We start from the raw sequence: 15,486 nt of genomic DNA, 5'->3' as shown, positions 1-15,486 counted from the left end.
AACATGTACGCCCCAACGGGCGCCCGGCGGAAGACTAGAGTGCCGGGAACCAGATCCCGATCTCGCGGGCGGCCGACTCCTCGGAGTCGGAGCCGTGCACGAGGTTCTGCTGGACGGCCAGGCCCCAGTCGCGGCCGAGGTCGCCGCGGATGGTCCCGGGCGCGGCGACGGTCGGGTCGGTCGCGCCGGCCAGGGACCGGAAGCCCTCGATGCAGCGCTCGCCCTCGACCACGATCGCGACGACCGGGCCGGAGAGCATGAACTCGACGAGGGGCTGGTAGAACGGCTTGCCCTCGTGCTCGGCGTAGTGCTCGGCGAGCAGCTCGGGGGTGGCGACACGCAGGTCGAGCGCGACCAGGCCGTAGCCCTTGGCCTCGATGCGGCGGATGATCTCGCCGACCTGGTTGCGGCGGACGGCGTCGGGCTTGAGCAGGACGAGCGTGCGCTGGGTCATGGGCCGGACCCTATCGACCCGCGGCACGGGCGAGGACGTCGGCCGGGACCGGTCCCGCGGAGTCCGGGTCGGCGACCGGCGCGCCGAGCACCCGGCGTACCGGCACGACGCCGCCCCAGACCCCCGCGGCGACGTCCGCCGGCTCGTCGACCGGACCCTCGGCGCGGGACTTCATCGACGCCTCGTGCAGCGGGACGGCGAGCACCGCGGTCGCCGCGAGCTCCTTGCGGGTGCTCTCCCGCAGCGTGGCCGCCCGGCCGGGGATCATGTGGTCGACGGTCAGGCCGAGCGCGTGCCGCCGCTCGTCGGCGTCCTCGACGATGCGGGCGGTGCCGATGACCACCGCGGACCGGTAGTTCATCGAGTGGTGGAAGGCCGAGCGCGCGGCGACCAGCCCGTCGAGCTCGGTGACGGTCACGCACACCGTGGCGTCCGCCGCGGCACGCAGCCAGCCGGCCGCGACCGAGCCGTGCACGTAGAGCGTGCCGTCCCGGTCCGGGCCGTCGAGGTCCACGGCGAAGGCGACCGGCAGCACCACCGGGTGCCCACCGACGACGACGCCGAGGTGCGCGATCAGCGCCTCCTCGAGCAGGCGGTGCAGCTCGGCGCGGTCCGCCACCATCCGGTTGCGGCCGCGGCCGACAGTGGTGCGCTCGGTCGGGGACAGCTGCGTCGTCGTCATGGGACTATCGTGGTGCAGAAGTGGCCTGTACACACGGGCCAATCGACCACCAGTTCGGCAGGCCAGTTGTCCACCCTCCCCGTCATCCTCGACCGCTCGCTCCCGGGCTCCCTCGGCACCCAGCTGTCCGGCCGGATCCGCGCGCTCGTCGTCGCCGGGACGCTCGCGCGCGGCGACCGCCTCCCGAGCAGCCGGGCGCTCGCGGCCGACCTCGGCGTGAGCCGGTCGGTCACCGAGCAGGCCTACGAGCAACTGCTGGCCGAGGGCTGGCTGGAGTCGCGCCGCGGCGCCGGCACGTTCGTGGCGGCGACCGGAGCGGCGCCCGAGGCTCTCCCCCGGCGGCGCGCCGCCCCGCGGGAGCGGCCGCTGGTCCGCCTCGACGCCGGCACCCCGTGGATCGACCCGCGGCACGCGGCCGGCTGGCGCCGGGCCTGGCGCGAGGTCTCGGCCGCGCGGCCGCCCCGCGGCTACGACGACCCGCGCGGGCTGCCCGAGCTGCGCGCGCTGCTCGCCGAGCGGCTCGCCCGGACCCGGGGTCTCGCCGTGGACCCGGACGAGGTCGTCGTCACCAGCGGGACGACCGACGGGCTCCGCCACCTCCTCACGGCGCTGCCGCCGGGCGCCGTCGCGCTCGAGGACCCGGGCTACCGCGCCGCGGTCGAGACCGTCCGTGGCTCGGTGCGCGAGGTGCGCGACCTCCCGGCGCTCGAGCCGGTCACCGACCTCACCGCCGTCGCCGCGGCGTACGTGACGCCGGCCCACCAGCACCCGCTCGGCCGGGTGATGCCCGGACCCGACCGGGTCGCGCTGCTCGACGCCGCCCGCACCGCCGGGGCCGTGGTGGTCGAGGACGACTACGACTCCGAGTTCCGCTACGACGTCGCGCCCGTGCCGGCGCTGGCCAGCCTCGACCGCAGCCACGTGGCCTACCTCGGCACCGCGGCCAAGTCCGTCGCACCCTCGCTGCGCCTGGGCTGGCTGGTCGCGCCGCCGGACCTGCTCGACCGCCTCAACGCCCGACGGCTGGTCACCCACGAGGGCGCCCCGTGGCCCGTGCAGCGGGCCTTCCTCGCGCTGCTCCGGGACGGGTACGTCGACAAGGTGGTCCGCACCGCACGGCGGGTCTACGCGGAGCGGGCGCCGCGGGTCGAGGCGGCGCTGGCGCCGTACGCCCGGCTGGCCGGACCGGTGGCGGGGATGTACTCGACCTGGCTGCTCCCGCAGGCCGACGCGCTGCGGGTCCGGGACGCCGGCCGGCGGGCCGGGTTCGAGGTCAACCTGCTCTCGGACTACTGCCGGAGCGCGACGCTGACCGGGCTCGTGGTCGGCTTCGGGGGCGTCACCGACGACGAGCTCGACCGGGCGCTCTCAGTCATCGCCGGGGCGCTCGTCGCGGCCGTCGGGTGAGTCGAGTGACGCGTCGAAGGACGCGTACGCCTCCGCCCGCTCGCGCTCGATCTTGAGGCCGAGGAAGTAGGCGGAGCCCCACAGGAGCGCGAAGATGCCGCCGAGCAGGAACATCAGCGGGATGACGAAGCCCAGGCCGACGGCCGCGCCCTGGATCACCCAGCCCAGGCTGTAGGCCCACTCGGCGCGGAGCAGGCCGGCGAGCAGCAGGCAGGCGACGGTGAGGCCGAGGCCGACCCACAGCGCGGTGCCGGTGGCGACGCCCGCGACGCTGATCATCACCGGCGTCGTGAGTCCGAGCGTGATCGCCTCGAGGCTGAGCACCGCGGCACACATGCCGCGCCGCGGCGACCGCTCCTGCTGGACCTCGCTCATCGGGCACCCCGCACGAGCAGGGAGCGGGCCTCGCCGACGGTGACGACCGATCCGGTGACGAGCACGGCGCCCGCGCCGAGCGGGTCGCCGAACGCCTCGCCGGCCTCGGCCAGCGCCGCGGCCTGGTCGAGCGCGTCGGACAGCCGCGGCGCGACCGTGACCCGGTCCTCGCCGAAGATCTCGCGCGCCTTCTCGGCCAGCCGGTCGGCGGGCAGCGCGCGGTCGGTGGAGTTCTGGGTGCAGACCACGTGGGCCAGGTGCGGCTCGAAGGCCGCCAGCAGCCCCTCGTGGTCCTTGTCGCCCATCACGCCGATCACCCCGATCAGCGGGGAGAACGTGAACGAGTCGTCGAGCGCAGCGGCCGTGGCCTCCGCGCCGTGCGGGTTGTGGGCCGCGTCGAGCACGATCGTGGGGCTCCGGCGCACGATCTCGAGGCGGCCCGGCGAGGTGACCTCGGCGAACGCCCCGCGCACGACCTCCTCGTCCAGCGCGGCCTCCCCCGCGAACGCCTCGACCGCGGCCAGGGCCACGGCGGCGTTCTGCGCCTGGTGCGCACCGTAGAGCGGGAGGAAGACGTCGTCGTACCGCGCTCGCAGTCCCTGCAGGGAGACCACCTGGCCGCCGACCGCGGGCACCCGCGACACGACGCCGAACTCCATGCCCTCCCGAGCCACGGTCGCGCCGACCTCGGCGGCGCGCTCCAGCATGATCGCCGCGACCTCGGGCTCCTGCTCGGCGAGCACCGCGATCGAGCCGGGCTTGATGATCCCGGACTTCTCGACGGCGATCGCCGCGGGCGTGTCCCCGAGGTACTGCGCGTGGTCGACCGCCACCGGCAGCACCACCGCGACCGCGGCGTCGGCGACGTTCGTCGCGTCCCACGACCCGCCCATGCCGACCTCGACCACGGCCACGTCGACCGGGGCGTCGGCGAAGGCGGCGTACGCCATCGCGACGACGGTCTCGAAGAACGACAGCGGGTGGGCCTCGGTCTCGTCGACGAGGTGGGTGTACGGCGCGACGTCGTTGAACGCGCGCACGAACTCCTCGTCGGTCAGCGGCTCGCCGTCGACGGAGATCCGCTCGGTCATCCGCTCGACGTGGGGGCTGGTGAACCGGCCCGTGCGCAGGTCGAGCGCGCGGAGCAGGGTGTCGATCATCCGCGACGTCGACGTCTTGCCGTTGGTGCCGGTGAGATGGATGACCGGGTAGCTGCGCTGCGGGTCGCCGAGGAGCTCGGTGAAGGCGCGGATGCGGTCGAGCGACGGCTCGAGCTTGGTCTCGGGCCATCGGGACAGCAGGGCGTCCTCGACCTCCTCGAAGGTCTCGGCAAGGCGGGGGCTCTCAGTCATGTCCCGGCAAGTCTAGGGAGCGTCGGGACAACCATTTCCGTCGGACACCTCGTCGTGCTCAGTGATCGAGGGGCGAAGGGGTGAGCGATGAGCGAGGCTGCGACGGTGACCGGTGCGGGCGCAGGGCACCCGACGGGCGACTTCGAGGAGTTCGTCGCCGCCCGCTCGACCGCGCTCTGGCGCAGTGCCTACCTGCTGACCGGGGACCGGCACCGGGCCGAGGACCTCCTGCAGACCGCGCTGGTCAAGACGTGGCGCGGGTGGGGCTCGATCGCGCCGCGAGGCCGCGGAGTCCTACGTCCGCGCCGCCCTGGTCACGACCTACACCGACTGGTGGCGGCGCCGCTGGAACGGCGAGCTGGCGACCGAGCACCTGCCGGAGGAGGCGACCGAGACCGAGGACGTGGCGGTACGCCGCGACGTGCTCGCCGCTCTCGCGCTGCTGCCGCGCGGCCAGCGCGCGGTGGTCGTGCTCCGCTTCTTCGACGACCTCACCGAGCGCCAGACCGCCGAGACGCTCGGCATCAGCGTCGGGACCGTGAAGAGCCAGACCGCGAAGGCCCTGGCCACGTTGCGGACCTCGCCGCTCTTCGACCGAGGAGACCTGTCATGACCGAGAACCTCCGTGACCTCCTGGAGAGGGCCGCCCCCCACGACCCCGGCCTGTCGCCCGCCGAGCGCTCGGACGCCGTGGTGCGCCGGGGCCGGGCGGCCCGCCGCCGCAACCGCGCTCTGGTGGCGGCCGCCGGGGTGGCCGTGCTCGTCGCGGCGGCCGCCGTTCCCGTCGCCCTCCGGGGGGACGGGGACGACGGGCGGCCCGACACCGCGACGCAGCCGCCCACCCCGGCGACCACCGCCTCTGCCTGCCCCGCGCAGCCGGTGCCGGTCGACCGGCCGGGGGCGTCGCTCGACCTCGGCGACGTGGTCGCGGTCCGCTCCTGCCCCGCCGCCGGAGCGGACGGTGAGCCGCTGCCCAGCCAGCCGGTCATCGGCGTGATGGCGGCGGCGTTCGCGGAGGACGTCGAGGCGCTGCCGGCGTACCGGCTGCCCGAGCTCTGCGCCGCCGCGCTGGTCGCGCAGGAGCCCTGGGCCCTCCAGGTCGAGACGGCGGACGGCTCGACGTACTTCCTCGGCAGCACGACGCGGGCCTGCTCCTCGATCACGGTCGGCGGGGTCGAGCGGGGCACCGACGCCGTGGTCGCGGCGTTCCTCGGCAACCTGCTCCGGCAGGAGTCCGGGATCCCGGGCCTGGCCTGCCCGTCCGGCGAGCGGCTGGCCGACGGCGCGCCCACCTGGAACGCGTCCTTCGACCCGTCGACCGCCATCGCCGGCGTGGTCTGCTACCGGGTCGACCCGCTGGGCGCCCGGGAGTACCCCGCCCGCGAGGGACGGCTCACCGCGGAGGAGCTCGACGCCGTGCGCGACGGCCTCGCCGGCGACCTCCAGCCGCCCGACGACGGGACGTGCATCGACACCGGCCCGCAGCGGATGGTGCTCCTCCTGGACGGGTCCGGCGACCAGGCCGCCTGGGTCGACGACCACTGCACGGGCGTGTTCGCGGGTCCCCACGGCTCCTGGAGGCCCGGCCCCGAGGCCGAGCAGGCGATCGCAGCGGCGCTCAGCCGATGAGCAGGTCGGCCATGTCGACGACGGGGCGGTAGCCGAGCTCGAAGAGCCGGGTGTGCGCGTCGACGCGGACCGACGCCCCGGTCAGCCGGGCGGTCTCCTCCGCGACGAGCCGCGCGGCCGGCAATGCGTCGTTGACACCACCGAGTTCCTCGCCGCGCTCGTGCAGGAGCCCGGCGAGGGCCACGGCCGCCTCGTCGGGCATCGGCAGCACGTACAGCGGATAGGGCGCGAACGGCGCCGTCCGCATCGCCGCCCCGACGACCTCGTCGTCCTCGCGCACGAGGGCCCACCAGCAGTACGGCGCCCCCTCCATCGGGTGGGCCGCCAGCCGGGCGGTCACCGTGCCGATCACCGTCGTCACCACCGGGTCGGCCGCGAGGTAGGACGCGGCGTCGGCCAGGAAGCCGGCGGCGTCTTCGGTGAGCTCCAGGTCCATGACGGAAGTCAGCCACCAAGCGGGCGTGGCGACAACCGGTTTCTCCGGTCCCACGGCCGCGCCCTAGGCTTTCTTCCATGACCGACATCCAGAGCCAGGCCCCGGACACCGGGGGGACGACACCGAGCGCGAACACCCGCGCCGCCGTCGTACCCGAGAAGCCTGCCCTCGAAGGGCTGGAGGTCACCTGGGCCGAGCGCTGGAAGGCCGACGACACCTACGCCTTCGACCGCACCCAGCCGCGCGAGAACGTCTACGCGATCGACACCCCGCCGCCGACCGTGAGTGGCAGCCTGCACGTCGGGCACGTCTTCTCCTACACCCACACCGACCTGATCGCGCGCTTCCAGCGGATGCGCGGCAAGTCCGTGTTCTACCCGATGGGCTGGGACGACAACGGCCTCCCGACCGAGCGCCGCGTCCAGAACTACTACGGCGTGCGCTGCGACCCGTCGCTGCCCTACGACCCCGACTTCACCCCGCCGGCGAAGCCGGACCCGAAGAAGCAGATCCCGATCAGCCGCCCGAACTTCATCGCGCTGTGCGAGCAGCTCGTCGAGCAGGACGAGCAGGTCTTCGAGCAGCTGTGGCGCACGCTCGGCCTCTCGGTCGACTGGAAGCAGCACTACACGACGATCGGCGCCAAGGCCCAGACCGTCAGCCAGCGCGCGTTCCTGCGCAACTTCGCCCGCGGCGAGGCCTACCTCCAGGAGGCGCCGACCCTCTGGGACGTCACCTTCCAGACCGCGGTCGCCCAGGCCGAGCTCGAGGCGCGCGAGTACCCCGGCGCCTACCACCGGGTCGCCTTCCACAAGCCGGACGGCTCGCCGGTCTTCATCGAGACGACCCGCCCCGAGCTGATCCCGTCGGTCGTCGCGCTGATCGCGCATCCGGACGACGAGCGCTACCAGCCGCTGTTCGGCACCACCGTGACGTCGCCGGTCTTCGGCGTCGAGATCCCGGTGCTGGCCCACCCGCTGGCCGAGATGGACAAGGGCGCCGGCATCGCCATGTGCTGCACGTTCGGCGACCTCACCGACGTCACCTGGTGGCGCGAGCTGGACCTGCCGGTCCGCACGCTGATCGGCCGCGACGGCCGGATGTCCCGCGAGACGCCTCCGTGGCTCGCCCACGAGACCGCCGCGGCGGCGTACGAGGAGCTCAAGGGCAAGACGGCGTACTCGGCCCGCGAGGCCGTGGTCGCCGCGCTCCGCGAGAGCGGCGACCTCGACGGCGAGCCGAAGCCCACCCAGCGGATGACGAACTTCTACGAGAAGGGCGACAAGCCGCTCGAGATCGTCGCCACCCGCCAGTGGTACATCCGCAACGGCGGCCGCGACGCCGCCCTGCGCACCGAGATGCTCGAGCGCGGCGCCGAGATCCAGTGGGTGCCGGCGCACATGCAGCACCGCTACGACAACTGGGTCGGCGGCCTCAACGGCGACTGGCTGATCTCGCGGCAGCGGTTCTTCGGCATCCCGTTCCCGGTCTGGTACCCGCTCGACGCCGACGGCGAGCCCGACTACGACCACCCGCTCCTCCCCCGCGAGGAGCAGCTGCCGATCGACCCGTCGACCGACGCGCCGTCGGGCTACACCGAGGACCAGCGCGGGAAGGCCCACGGCTTCATCGGCGACCCGGACGTGATGGACACCTGGGCGACCTCGTCGCTGACCCCGCAGATCGCCGGCGGCTGGGAGTCCGACGACGACCTGTGGCAGCGGGTCTTCCCGATGGACCTGTGCACGCAGGCGCACGACATCATCCGGACCTGGCTGTTCTCCCGCGTCGTCCGCTCGCACTTCGAGCACCACGCCGCGCCGTGGTCGCACGCGCTGGTGTCGGGCTTCATCCTCGACCCGGACCGCAAGAAGATGTCGAAGTCCAAGGGCAACGTCGTCGTCCCGACCGACATCCTCGACAAGTTCGGCGCCGACGCCGTCCGCTGGCGCGCCGCGATGGCCCGACCCGGCCTGGACTCGCCGTTCGACGAGACCCAGATGAAGGTCGGCCGCCGCCTGGCCATGAAGGTCCTCAACGCCTCGAAGTTCGTCCTCGGCGGCGTGGGCGCGACCGCCGTGACGCCGTACGAGGTCTCCGAGCCGGTCGACTGCGCCCTGCTGGGCCGCCTCGCGGGCGTGATCCGCAAGGCCACCGACGCGTTCGAGGCCTACGACTACACCACCGCGCTCGAGACGGCCGAGAAGTTCTTCTGGGAGTTCTGCGACGACTACCTCGAGCTGGTCAAGGAGCGGGCGTACGCCAGCGACGATCCGGAGGGGTCGGGCGGCGCCGCCACGGCGTCGGCCAAGGCCACCCTGGCCCTCGCGCTGCACGCCCAGCTGCGGCTGCTGGCGCCGTTCCTGCCCTACGTGACCGAGGAGGTCTGGTCGTGGTGGCAGGAGGGCTCGATCCACCGCGCCTCCTGGCCGACCGTCGTCGAGCTCGGCTCCGCCGCCGCCAGCGAGCCCACGACCCTCGACGCCGTCTCCGCCGCCCTCATCGGCATCCGCGGCGCGAAGTCGAACGCGAAGGTCTCCATGCGCGCCGAGCTCGCCCGCGTCGAGATCCGCGGCCCCGAGGCGCTGGTGCGGGCCGCCGAGCAGGCCGGTGACGACCTGCGCAAGACCGGCAAGATCACCGGCAACCTGGTCTTCACCGTCGACGAGTCGGCCTCGGAGCTCATCGTCGACGCGGAGCTGGCGCCGGCGGAGTGAGGCTGCGGCGGCGGCGGGTTTCACCGGGTACCCGGTGAAACCCGCCCGACACGCCGCGACCGACCGGCGTGTCGGGCGGGTTTCCCACGAGAAGTGGTGCCGCTGGGGCTAGTGGTGCCCGTGCCCGTGGGAACCCGGGTGGCGGTCGTCGTCGCCGTGGCCGTGCCCGTGGTCGTGTCCGTGGCCGTTCGCCTGCCCGTGACCGTGGCCGCGCGGGCCGCGGTCGTCCCGGTCGTCGCGGCCGTGCCCGGAGGAGGAGTGTCCGTGGCCGTGCCCGGACTGGTGGCCGCGGACCGGGGGTGCGGGCTCGGCGTGGCCGTCGTTGCCCTGGCCGTGGCCGTCGGTGAGGCCCGGGGGCAGGTGGGCGGGTCCGCCCGGGCCCGTGCCGGGGTACGCCGGCACGGCGTCGAGCTCCGCGGAGGGGACCGCGGGTGCGGCGTGGAGGTCGGGGGTGGCGAGGCCGTCGTGCGGCGGCCGGGCGGCGGGGGCCGGGCCGTGGGCGACGGCAGGCGCCGGCTCGCGCTCCGCGGGCGCGGCGGGCTCGAGGAGCTGACGGGTCAGCGGCGAGCCGCCGGAGATCACGACGGTCGCGCCGTCGCGCAGCCAGGCCGGCGCGGCGTCACTGCGCGCGACGTGGACCATCAGGCCCATGGAGGCGACGGCGACCAGCACGAACGCCACCAACGGCGGCTTGTGGTCGAGGAAGGTGCGGTGCCGGCGCGGAGTCATCACGTGAAGTGTTTCGGTCGCGGGCGACGGTCACCAAACCCATAGGCACAAATGGCCCAGAAGGACTAGTCCGCCCTAGTCACCACGGACCAGGTCAGGCGGACTTCTTCTTCTTCTCGGCCTCGCGCGGGACGAGCGTCGGGGCGACGTCCTCGTCGACGACCTCGCGGGTCACGATGACCTTGCCGATGTCACCGCGGGAGGGGACGTCGTACATCACGTGGAGGAGGACCTCCTCGATGATCGCGCGCAGGCCGCGGGCACCGGTGCCTCGCTCCATTGCCTTGTCGGCGATCGCCTGGACGGCGTCCTCGGTGAACTCGAGGTCGACGCCGTCGAGCTCGAAGAGCTTCTGGTACTGCTTCACCAGCGCGTTGCGCGGCTCGGTGAGGATCTGCACCAGCGCCTCCTGGTCGAGCTTGGAGACGCTCGCGATCAGCGGGAGGCGGCCGATGAACTCGGGGATCAGGCCGAACTTGGTGAGGTCCTCGGGGCGCACCTGGGCGAGCAGGTCCTCGGCCTCGCGCTCGGCCTGGCCGCGGACCTCCGCGGTGAAGCCGAGGGTCTTCTTGCCGACCCGCTGCTCGACGATGTGCTCCAGCCCGGCGAAGGCGCCGCCGACCACGAACAGGATGTTCGTGGTGTCGATCTGGATGAACTCCTGGTGCGGGTGCTTGCGACCGCCCTGCGGCGGGACCGAGGCGGTGGTGCCCTCGATGATCTTCAGCAGCGCCTGCTGGACGCCCTCGCCGGAGACGTCGCGGGTGATCGACGGGTTCTCGGCCTTGCGGGCGACCTTGTCGATCTCGTCGATGTAGATGATGCCGGTCTCGGCCTTCTTGACGTCGTAGTCGGCGGCCTGGATCAGCTTGAGCAGGATGTTCTCGACGTCCTCACCGACGTAGCCCGCCTCGGTGAGCGCGGTCGCGTCGGCGATCGCGAACGGCACGTTCAGCATCCGCGCGAGCGTCTGGGCGAGGTAGGTCTTGCCGCAGCCGGTCGGTCCGATCACGAGGATGTTGGACTTCGCGACCTCGACCACCTCCTCCTTGCTGTGCTTGCCCGAGAGGGGCTGGAGGCCGGCCTGCACGCGCTTGTAGTGGTTGTAGACCGCCACCGCGAGCGACTTCTTGGCCTGCTCCTGGCCGATCACGTAGGAGTTGAGGAACTCGAAGATCTCCTTCGGCTTCGGCAGCTCGTCGAGGCCGACCTCGGTCCCCTCGCTGAGCTCCTCCTCGATGATCTCGTTGCAGAGGTCGATGCACTCGTCACAGATGTAGACACCCGGACCAGCGATCAGCTTCTTGACCTGCTTCTGGCTCTTCCCGCAGAAGGAACACTTGAGCAGGTCCCCTCCGTCACCGATACGTGCCACGGTCGGTCATCCTCCGGTAGTCGAGCTCTGTGCGGGCCGATCAGGTCCAGCGTGTCGTGCGAAAACTTCTCCGACGGTACCCCGTGCCGGCCCCGGTCGGGGGCCGGACACGGGATCCGGCGTCAGGTCAGCGAGCGAGCGTCAGCGGGCGAGAGCGGGGGTGCCCTTGCGGGACTCCACCACGGAGTCGATGAGGCCGTACTCGAGCGCCTGCTCGGCGGTCAGGATCTTGTCGCGCTCGATGTCGCGGCTGACCTCCTCGATCGAGCGGCCGCTGTGGTCGCTGATCATCTTCTCGAGCAGCTCGCGCATGCGCAGGATCTCGTTGGCCTGGATCTCGATGTCCGAGGTCTGGCCGAAGGTGCCCTCGGTGTAGGGCTGGTGGATGAGGATCCGGCTGTTCGGCAGCGCCATCCGCTTGCCGGTGGTGCCGGCGCCCAGCAGGATCGCCGCCGCCGAGGCGGCCTGGCCGATGCAGACGGTCTGCACGTCGGGCTTGATGAAGTTCATCGTGTCGTAGATCGCCGTCAGCGCGGTGAACGAGCCGCCGGGCGAGTTGATGTAGATCTGCACGTCCTGGTCGGGGTTCATCGACTCCAAACACATGAGCTGCGCGATGACGGCGTTGGCGACGTCGTCGGAGATCGGCGTGCCGAGGTAGATGATGCGGTCCTCGAACAGCTTGGCGTAGGGGTCGATGCGCCGGAAGCCGTAGGACGTCCGCTCTTCCCACTGCGGGATGTAGTAGTTCATGTCAGTCCTTCTGGTGGGCGGGACGCCCGTCGTCGGCGGCCTCGCGGGCGCTCTTGATGACCTGGTCGACGAGGCCGTACTCCTTGGCCTGGTCGGCGGTGAACCAGCGGTCGCGGTCGGCGTCCTGCTCGACCTGCTCGACCGACTGGCCGGTGTGCTCGGCGATCAGCTCGAGCAGCACCTTCTTGATGTGCAGCGACTGCTGGGCCTGGATCTTGATGTCGGAGGCCGAGCCGCCCATGCCGGACGACGGCTGGTGCATCATGATCCGCGCGTGCGGCAGCGCGTAGCGCTTGCCCTTCGTGCCGGCGCAGAGCAGGAACTGCCCCATCGACGCGGCGAGGCCCATGCCGACCGTCGCGACGTCGTTCGGGATGTAGTTCATGGTGTCGTAGATCGCCATGCCCGCGTCCACGGAGCCACCGGGGCTGTTGATGTGGAGGAAGATGTCGGCTTCGGGGTCCTCGGCCGAGAGCAGCAGCAGCTGGGCGCAGATCGCGTTGGCGTTCTGGTCGCGCACCTCGGAGCCGAGGAAGACGATCCGCTCGCGCAGCAGCCGCTGGTAGATGTGGTCGTCGAGGACGTTCATCCCCGCGCCGCCGTTCAGCTGAGGGCTGGAGTTCTGGGTCACGGAAGCGACCCTAGCCGGAAGGGTCGACAGTTCCACGGCCAATCCCCCGCTGTTCGCCGACAGCAGATTTCAGGCGGGCCACGGTCCGGGCCATCCCGGCCTCGAGCTCGTCGGCGTGGCCGGCCACGCCACCGAGGAACGCGCCGGCGAACACGTGGCTCAGTCCGGTGAGCCTCCCCGGCACCGGACGGCGGTGCACGACCCGGGTGCTCCCGCCGTCGGCCCCCTCGGGCGCGAGCTCCCAGATCCACTGCGCGCCGCTGGACCGGGTGTCCCACACCAGCCGCCGCCCGGCCTCGACCGCGGCCACCACGGACCGGGTGGGCCAGACCACGGCCTTGCGCCTGTTGACGCCGAGGTACCACTGCCCCACCCGCAGCCCGCCGGGCTTCAGCGGCACCATCCGCACCAGCTCGGGGCTCCAGTCGGGCATCCGGGAGAAGTCGGTCAGCAGCGCCCACACCTGCTCCGGCGGCGCCTCGATCACGTCCTCGACCCGGAGCTCCCGGTCAGCTGGTCCGCTCATGCGGGCCACTCTCGCAGAGCCACTCGCGCAGGGCCGCGTGGACCTCGGGGTGGTTGAGCAGGCCGAAGTGGTCGGTGCGCCCGACGTGCAGCTTCGTGGCGCCGGGGAAGAGCCTCCGAGCGAGCGGGCCCTCGCCGTACCCCGACGGCACCCGCACGAGCAGGTCCCCGACCAGGTGGCCGACGGGGTGCCGGGGTCGAGTCGTCAGCGTCGCCGCGACCAGGCGGTAGCGGGCGTGCGGCAGCGGCGGCACGTCCTCGGCCAGCCCGGCGACCAGGTCGTGCACGCCGACCGAGCGCCGGTCGAGGATCCGCCCGAACGCCGCGGTCTCGCGCAGCCGGGACAGCCCCCGGCTGCCGTGGCCGACCCCGGCCGCGATCGGCGCTCCGAGGTGTGGCGTGCCCAGGGTGACCACGTCGGAGACCAGGTCGGTCCACGGCGCCACGCCGTCGCCGTGAGCCGGGAGGGCGACCGCCCCGGCGGCCCGGACGATCAGCCCGCCCATCGAGTGCCCGACCCAGCGCGAGCCGGGTCACCGGCACCGGCCAGGCCTCGACCAGCCGTTGGACGAGCGCGGACAGCGCGACCCCGTTCTCGCGCAGCCCGAGCCCCGTGTTCGCGCGCAGGAGGACCGGCGTCCAGCCCCGGTCGCCGCCGGGAACGCCCCGGCGAGGCCGTCGAGCGGCACGTCCCGCCCGTCGGCCCGCACGGCCATCGTGATCGCCAACCGCGGCCGGTCGGCGACCTCGGAGACCAGCGAGAGCGCGTCCAGGTAGGTGGGACCCGGGCTCGTACCCATGGGACGACGATAGCCGCTCAGTACACAAATGTGCACTGAGCGGCTATCGGGTGGATTCAGGCCTCGGACTTCTCCTCGGAGTCGCCCTGCTCGGCGGCTGCGTCCTCGGCGGCTGCGTCCTCGGCGGCTGCGTCCTCGGCAGCCACCTCGGCCTCGGGCTCACCGATGGTGCCGTCGGGGCGCAGGTTCTTCAGCTCGACCACGTTGCCCGAGGCGTCCGTGACGACCGCGGACTCCACGATCCGGGCGAGCGCCTTGCCGCGCAGGATCTCCTGCACGAGGTCGGGGATGTGGTTGTGCTCGAACATGTGGTTCGCGAACTCCTGCGGGTCCTGGCCGGACTGCTGGGCCCGGCGGACCATGTGCTCGGAGAGCTCCTGCTGGTCGATCCCGAACTCCTCGCGCTTGGCGATCTCGTCCAGGATGAACTGCGCGGCGACGGCGTCGCGGACCCGGCGCTCGAGGTCGGCCTCGAACTCCTCCTGGGTCTGCTCCTCGTCCTCGAGGTACTTCTCCATGGTGATGCCGGCGAACGCGAGCTGCTGCTCGATGTTCTGGCGGCGGGCGTTGAGCTCGTCGGTCACCATGACCTCGGGCAGCGGCACGTCGATCTTGTCGAGGATCGCCTCGAGGACGGCGTCGCGGGCGGCGGCGGCCTGCTCGAGGCGCTTGCCGCGGCCCAGGCGCTCGCGCACGTCGGCGGTGAGCTCCTCGACGGTGTCGAACTCCGACGCCATCTGGGCGAACTCGTCGTCGAGGTCGGGGAGCTCCTGCTCCTGGACCTGGCTGACCGAGACCAGGACCTCGACGTCCTCGCCGACCAGGTCGCCCCCGACGAGCTGGGAGGTGAAGGTCTTCTCGTCGCCGGCGGCCATGCCGGTCAGCGCCTCGTCGAGGCCGTCGAGCATGCCGCCGCGACCCACGCGGTAGGACATGCCGGCGACCTCGGCGCCCTCGACGACCTCGCCGTCGCGGGTGGCCTTGAGGTCCATGACGACGAAGTCGCCGTCGGCGGCCGGCCGCTCGACGTCGATCAGGGTGGCGAACCGCTCGCGCAGCGCCTCGACCTGCTCCTCGACGTCGGCGTCGGTGAGCTCGACGTCGTCGACGGTGGCCTCGACACCGTCGTACGACGGGAGGTCGATCTCCGGGCGGACGTCGACCTCGGCGGTGAACTCGAGGGCCGAGTTGTCCTCGAACTTGGTGACCTCGATCTCCGGCTGCGCCAGCGGCGTGAGGGAGTTCTCCTGGAGCGCCTGGACGTACTTCTGCGGGACGACCTCGTTGATCGCCTGGTCGAGGACGGCACCGCGGCCGACCTGACGGTCGATGACGGCGGGCGGCACCTTGCCGCGGCGGAAGCCCGGCACGTTGATCTGCTTGGCAATCTGCTTGTACGCCGCGTCGAGGCTCGGCTTGAGCTCCTCGAAGGGCACCTCGACGGTCAGCTTGGCCCGGGTCGGGCTCAAGGTCTCGACGGCGCTCTTCACAGGTCTTCTCCTACTTTTCGGTCAACAGGGGGTGGTGCGTCGGGGCGACAGGACTCGAACCTGCGATCTCCTGCTCCCAAAGCAGGCGCGCTAGCCACTACGCTACGCCCCGCCAAGACCCCCGACTGCGG

The 15,486-nt window shown here is 72.5% G+C and carries 17 protein-coding genes and 1 tRNA gene; 4 read left to right on the top strand and 14 right to left on the bottom strand.

Features of this window, described 5'->3' with window-relative positions; genetic code table 11:
* Positions 1-34 precede the first annotated feature (34 nt).
* Positions 35-454, bottom strand: coding sequence for a nucleoside-diphosphate kinase (ndk, locus tag ACYQ0U_RS01215; RefSeq protein ID WP_459968538.1), 420 nt, complete (start codon positions 452-454; stop codon positions 35-37).
* A gap of 10 nt (positions 455-464) precedes the next feature.
* Entirely contained in the window at positions 465-1,136 is a 672-nt protein-coding gene (locus ACYQ0U_RS01210; protein WP_459968536.1) for a pyridoxamine 5'-phosphate oxidase family protein, read from the bottom strand.
* Between the two features lie 66 nt (positions 1,137-1,202).
* On the opposite strand from ACYQ0U_RS01210, the gene pdxR reads away from it, so the two are divergent.
* On the top strand, positions 1,203-2,543 hold the full coding sequence (pdxR, locus tag ACYQ0U_RS01205) for a MocR-like pyridoxine biosynthesis transcription factor PdxR (protein ID WP_459968534.1): 1,341 nt from the start codon (positions 1,203-1,205) through the stop codon (positions 2,541-2,543).
* Here pdxR and ACYQ0U_RS01200 read toward each other — a convergent pair.
* Together ACYQ0U_RS01200 and folC are read right to left on the bottom strand one after the other, a co-directional pair.
* A complete protein-coding gene (locus ACYQ0U_RS01200; protein ID WP_459968532.1) occupies positions 2,505-2,918 on the bottom strand; it encodes a DUF4233 domain-containing protein in 414 nt (137 codons plus the stop codon). The genes pdxR and ACYQ0U_RS01200 overlap by 39 nt on opposite strands.
* On the bottom strand, positions 2,915-4,270 hold the full coding sequence (gene folC / locus ACYQ0U_RS01195) for a bifunctional tetrahydrofolate synthase/dihydrofolate synthase (protein WP_459968530.1): 1,356 nt from the start codon (positions 4,268-4,270) through the stop codon (positions 2,915-2,917). Before folC ends, ACYQ0U_RS01200 begins: the two co-directional genes overlap by 4 nt.
* 310 nt (positions 4,271-4,580) lie before the next feature.
* On the opposite strand from folC, the gene ACYQ0U_RS01190 reads away from it, so the two are divergent.
* Together ACYQ0U_RS01190 and ACYQ0U_RS01185 are read left to right on the top strand one after the other, a co-directional pair.
* Positions 4,581-4,883, top strand: a complete 303-nt coding sequence (locus tag ACYQ0U_RS01190) for a sigma-70 family RNA polymerase sigma factor (protein WP_459968852.1) — start codon at positions 4,581-4,583, stop codon at positions 4,881-4,883.
* Positions 4,880-5,899 (top strand): hypothetical protein, encoded by a 1,020-nt coding sequence (locus tag ACYQ0U_RS01185; protein WP_459968528.1) that lies wholly within the window; start codon positions 4,880-4,882, stop codon positions 5,897-5,899. Before ACYQ0U_RS01190 ends, ACYQ0U_RS01185 begins: the two co-directional genes overlap by 4 nt.
* Here ACYQ0U_RS01185 and ACYQ0U_RS01180 read toward each other — a convergent pair.
* Positions 5,889-6,335 (bottom strand): hypothetical protein, encoded by a 447-nt coding sequence (locus ACYQ0U_RS01180; RefSeq protein ID WP_459968526.1) that lies wholly within the window; start codon positions 6,333-6,335, stop codon positions 5,889-5,891. The two genes, ACYQ0U_RS01185 and ACYQ0U_RS01180, sit on opposite strands and share 11 nt — an antisense overlap.
* Positions 6,336-6,421: 86 nt before the next feature.
* Here ACYQ0U_RS01180 and valS point away from each other — a divergent pair, with 86 nt between their 5' ends.
* Positions 6,422-9,052 carry a valine--tRNA ligase gene (gene valS / locus ACYQ0U_RS01175; RefSeq protein ID WP_459968850.1) on the top strand — a complete coding sequence of 877 codons (2,631 nt, stop codon included), beginning with the start codon at positions 6,422-6,424 and terminating at the stop codon, positions 9,050-9,052.
* A 108-nt stretch (positions 9,053-9,160) separates the two neighbouring features.
* On the opposite strand, the gene ACYQ0U_RS01170 is transcribed toward valS, so the two are convergent.
* From ACYQ0U_RS01170 to ACYQ0U_RS01130, 9 genes are all read right to left on the bottom strand, one after another.
* Positions 9,161-9,781 (bottom strand): hypothetical protein, encoded by a 621-nt coding sequence (locus tag ACYQ0U_RS01170; RefSeq protein WP_459968525.1) that lies wholly within the window; start codon positions 9,779-9,781, stop codon positions 9,161-9,163.
* A gap of 94 nt (positions 9,782-9,875) precedes the next feature.
* The gene (gene clpX, locus ACYQ0U_RS01165; protein ID WP_459968523.1) at positions 9,876-11,156 is read right to left on the bottom strand and encodes an ATP-dependent Clp protease ATP-binding subunit ClpX; all 1,281 of its coding nucleotides are present in this window, start codon (positions 11,154-11,156) and stop codon (positions 9,876-9,878) included.
* A 141-nt stretch (positions 11,157-11,297) separates the two neighbouring features.
* Positions 11,298-11,909, bottom strand: coding sequence for an ATP-dependent Clp protease proteolytic subunit (locus ACYQ0U_RS01160; protein ID WP_459968521.1), 612 nt, complete (start codon positions 11,907-11,909; stop codon positions 11,298-11,300).
* Position 11,910: 1 nt separating this feature from the next.
* Positions 11,911-12,498, bottom strand: coding sequence for an ATP-dependent Clp protease proteolytic subunit (locus ACYQ0U_RS01155; protein WP_459968848.1), 588 nt, complete (start codon positions 12,496-12,498; stop codon positions 11,911-11,913).
* Between the two features lie 52 nt (positions 12,499-12,550).
* Positions 12,551-13,066, bottom strand: a complete 516-nt coding sequence (locus ACYQ0U_RS01150; RefSeq protein ID WP_459968519.1) for an SRPBCC family protein — start codon at positions 13,064-13,066, stop codon at positions 12,551-12,553.
* Positions 13,050-13,571: a hypothetical protein gene (locus ACYQ0U_RS01145; RefSeq protein ID WP_459968517.1), complete on the bottom strand. Its 522-nt coding sequence runs from the start codon at positions 13,569-13,571 to the stop codon at positions 13,050-13,052. Before ACYQ0U_RS01145 ends, ACYQ0U_RS01150 begins: the two co-directional genes overlap by 17 nt.
* Before the next feature lie 27 nt (positions 13,572-13,598).
* Complete coding sequence (locus ACYQ0U_RS01140; RefSeq protein WP_459968514.1) at positions 13,599-13,865, bottom strand: hypothetical protein; 267 nt, start codon at positions 13,863-13,865, stop codon at positions 13,599-13,601.
* A gap of 56 nt (positions 13,866-13,921) precedes the next feature.
* Positions 13,922-15,355, bottom strand: coding sequence for a trigger factor (gene tig / locus ACYQ0U_RS01135; RefSeq protein WP_459968512.1), 1,434 nt, complete (start codon positions 15,353-15,355; stop codon positions 13,922-13,924).
* Between the two features lie 39 nt (positions 15,356-15,394).
* A tRNA-Pro gene (locus ACYQ0U_RS01130) sits at positions 15,395-15,467 on the bottom strand.
* Positions 15,468-15,486 lie beyond the last annotated feature (19 nt).

The sequence above is a fragment of the Nocardioides pyridinolyticus genome (genome assembly GCF_054653575.1).
Note: the sequence above shows the minus strand (reverse complement) of the source record. Positions and strands in the feature narration are given on the sequence as shown.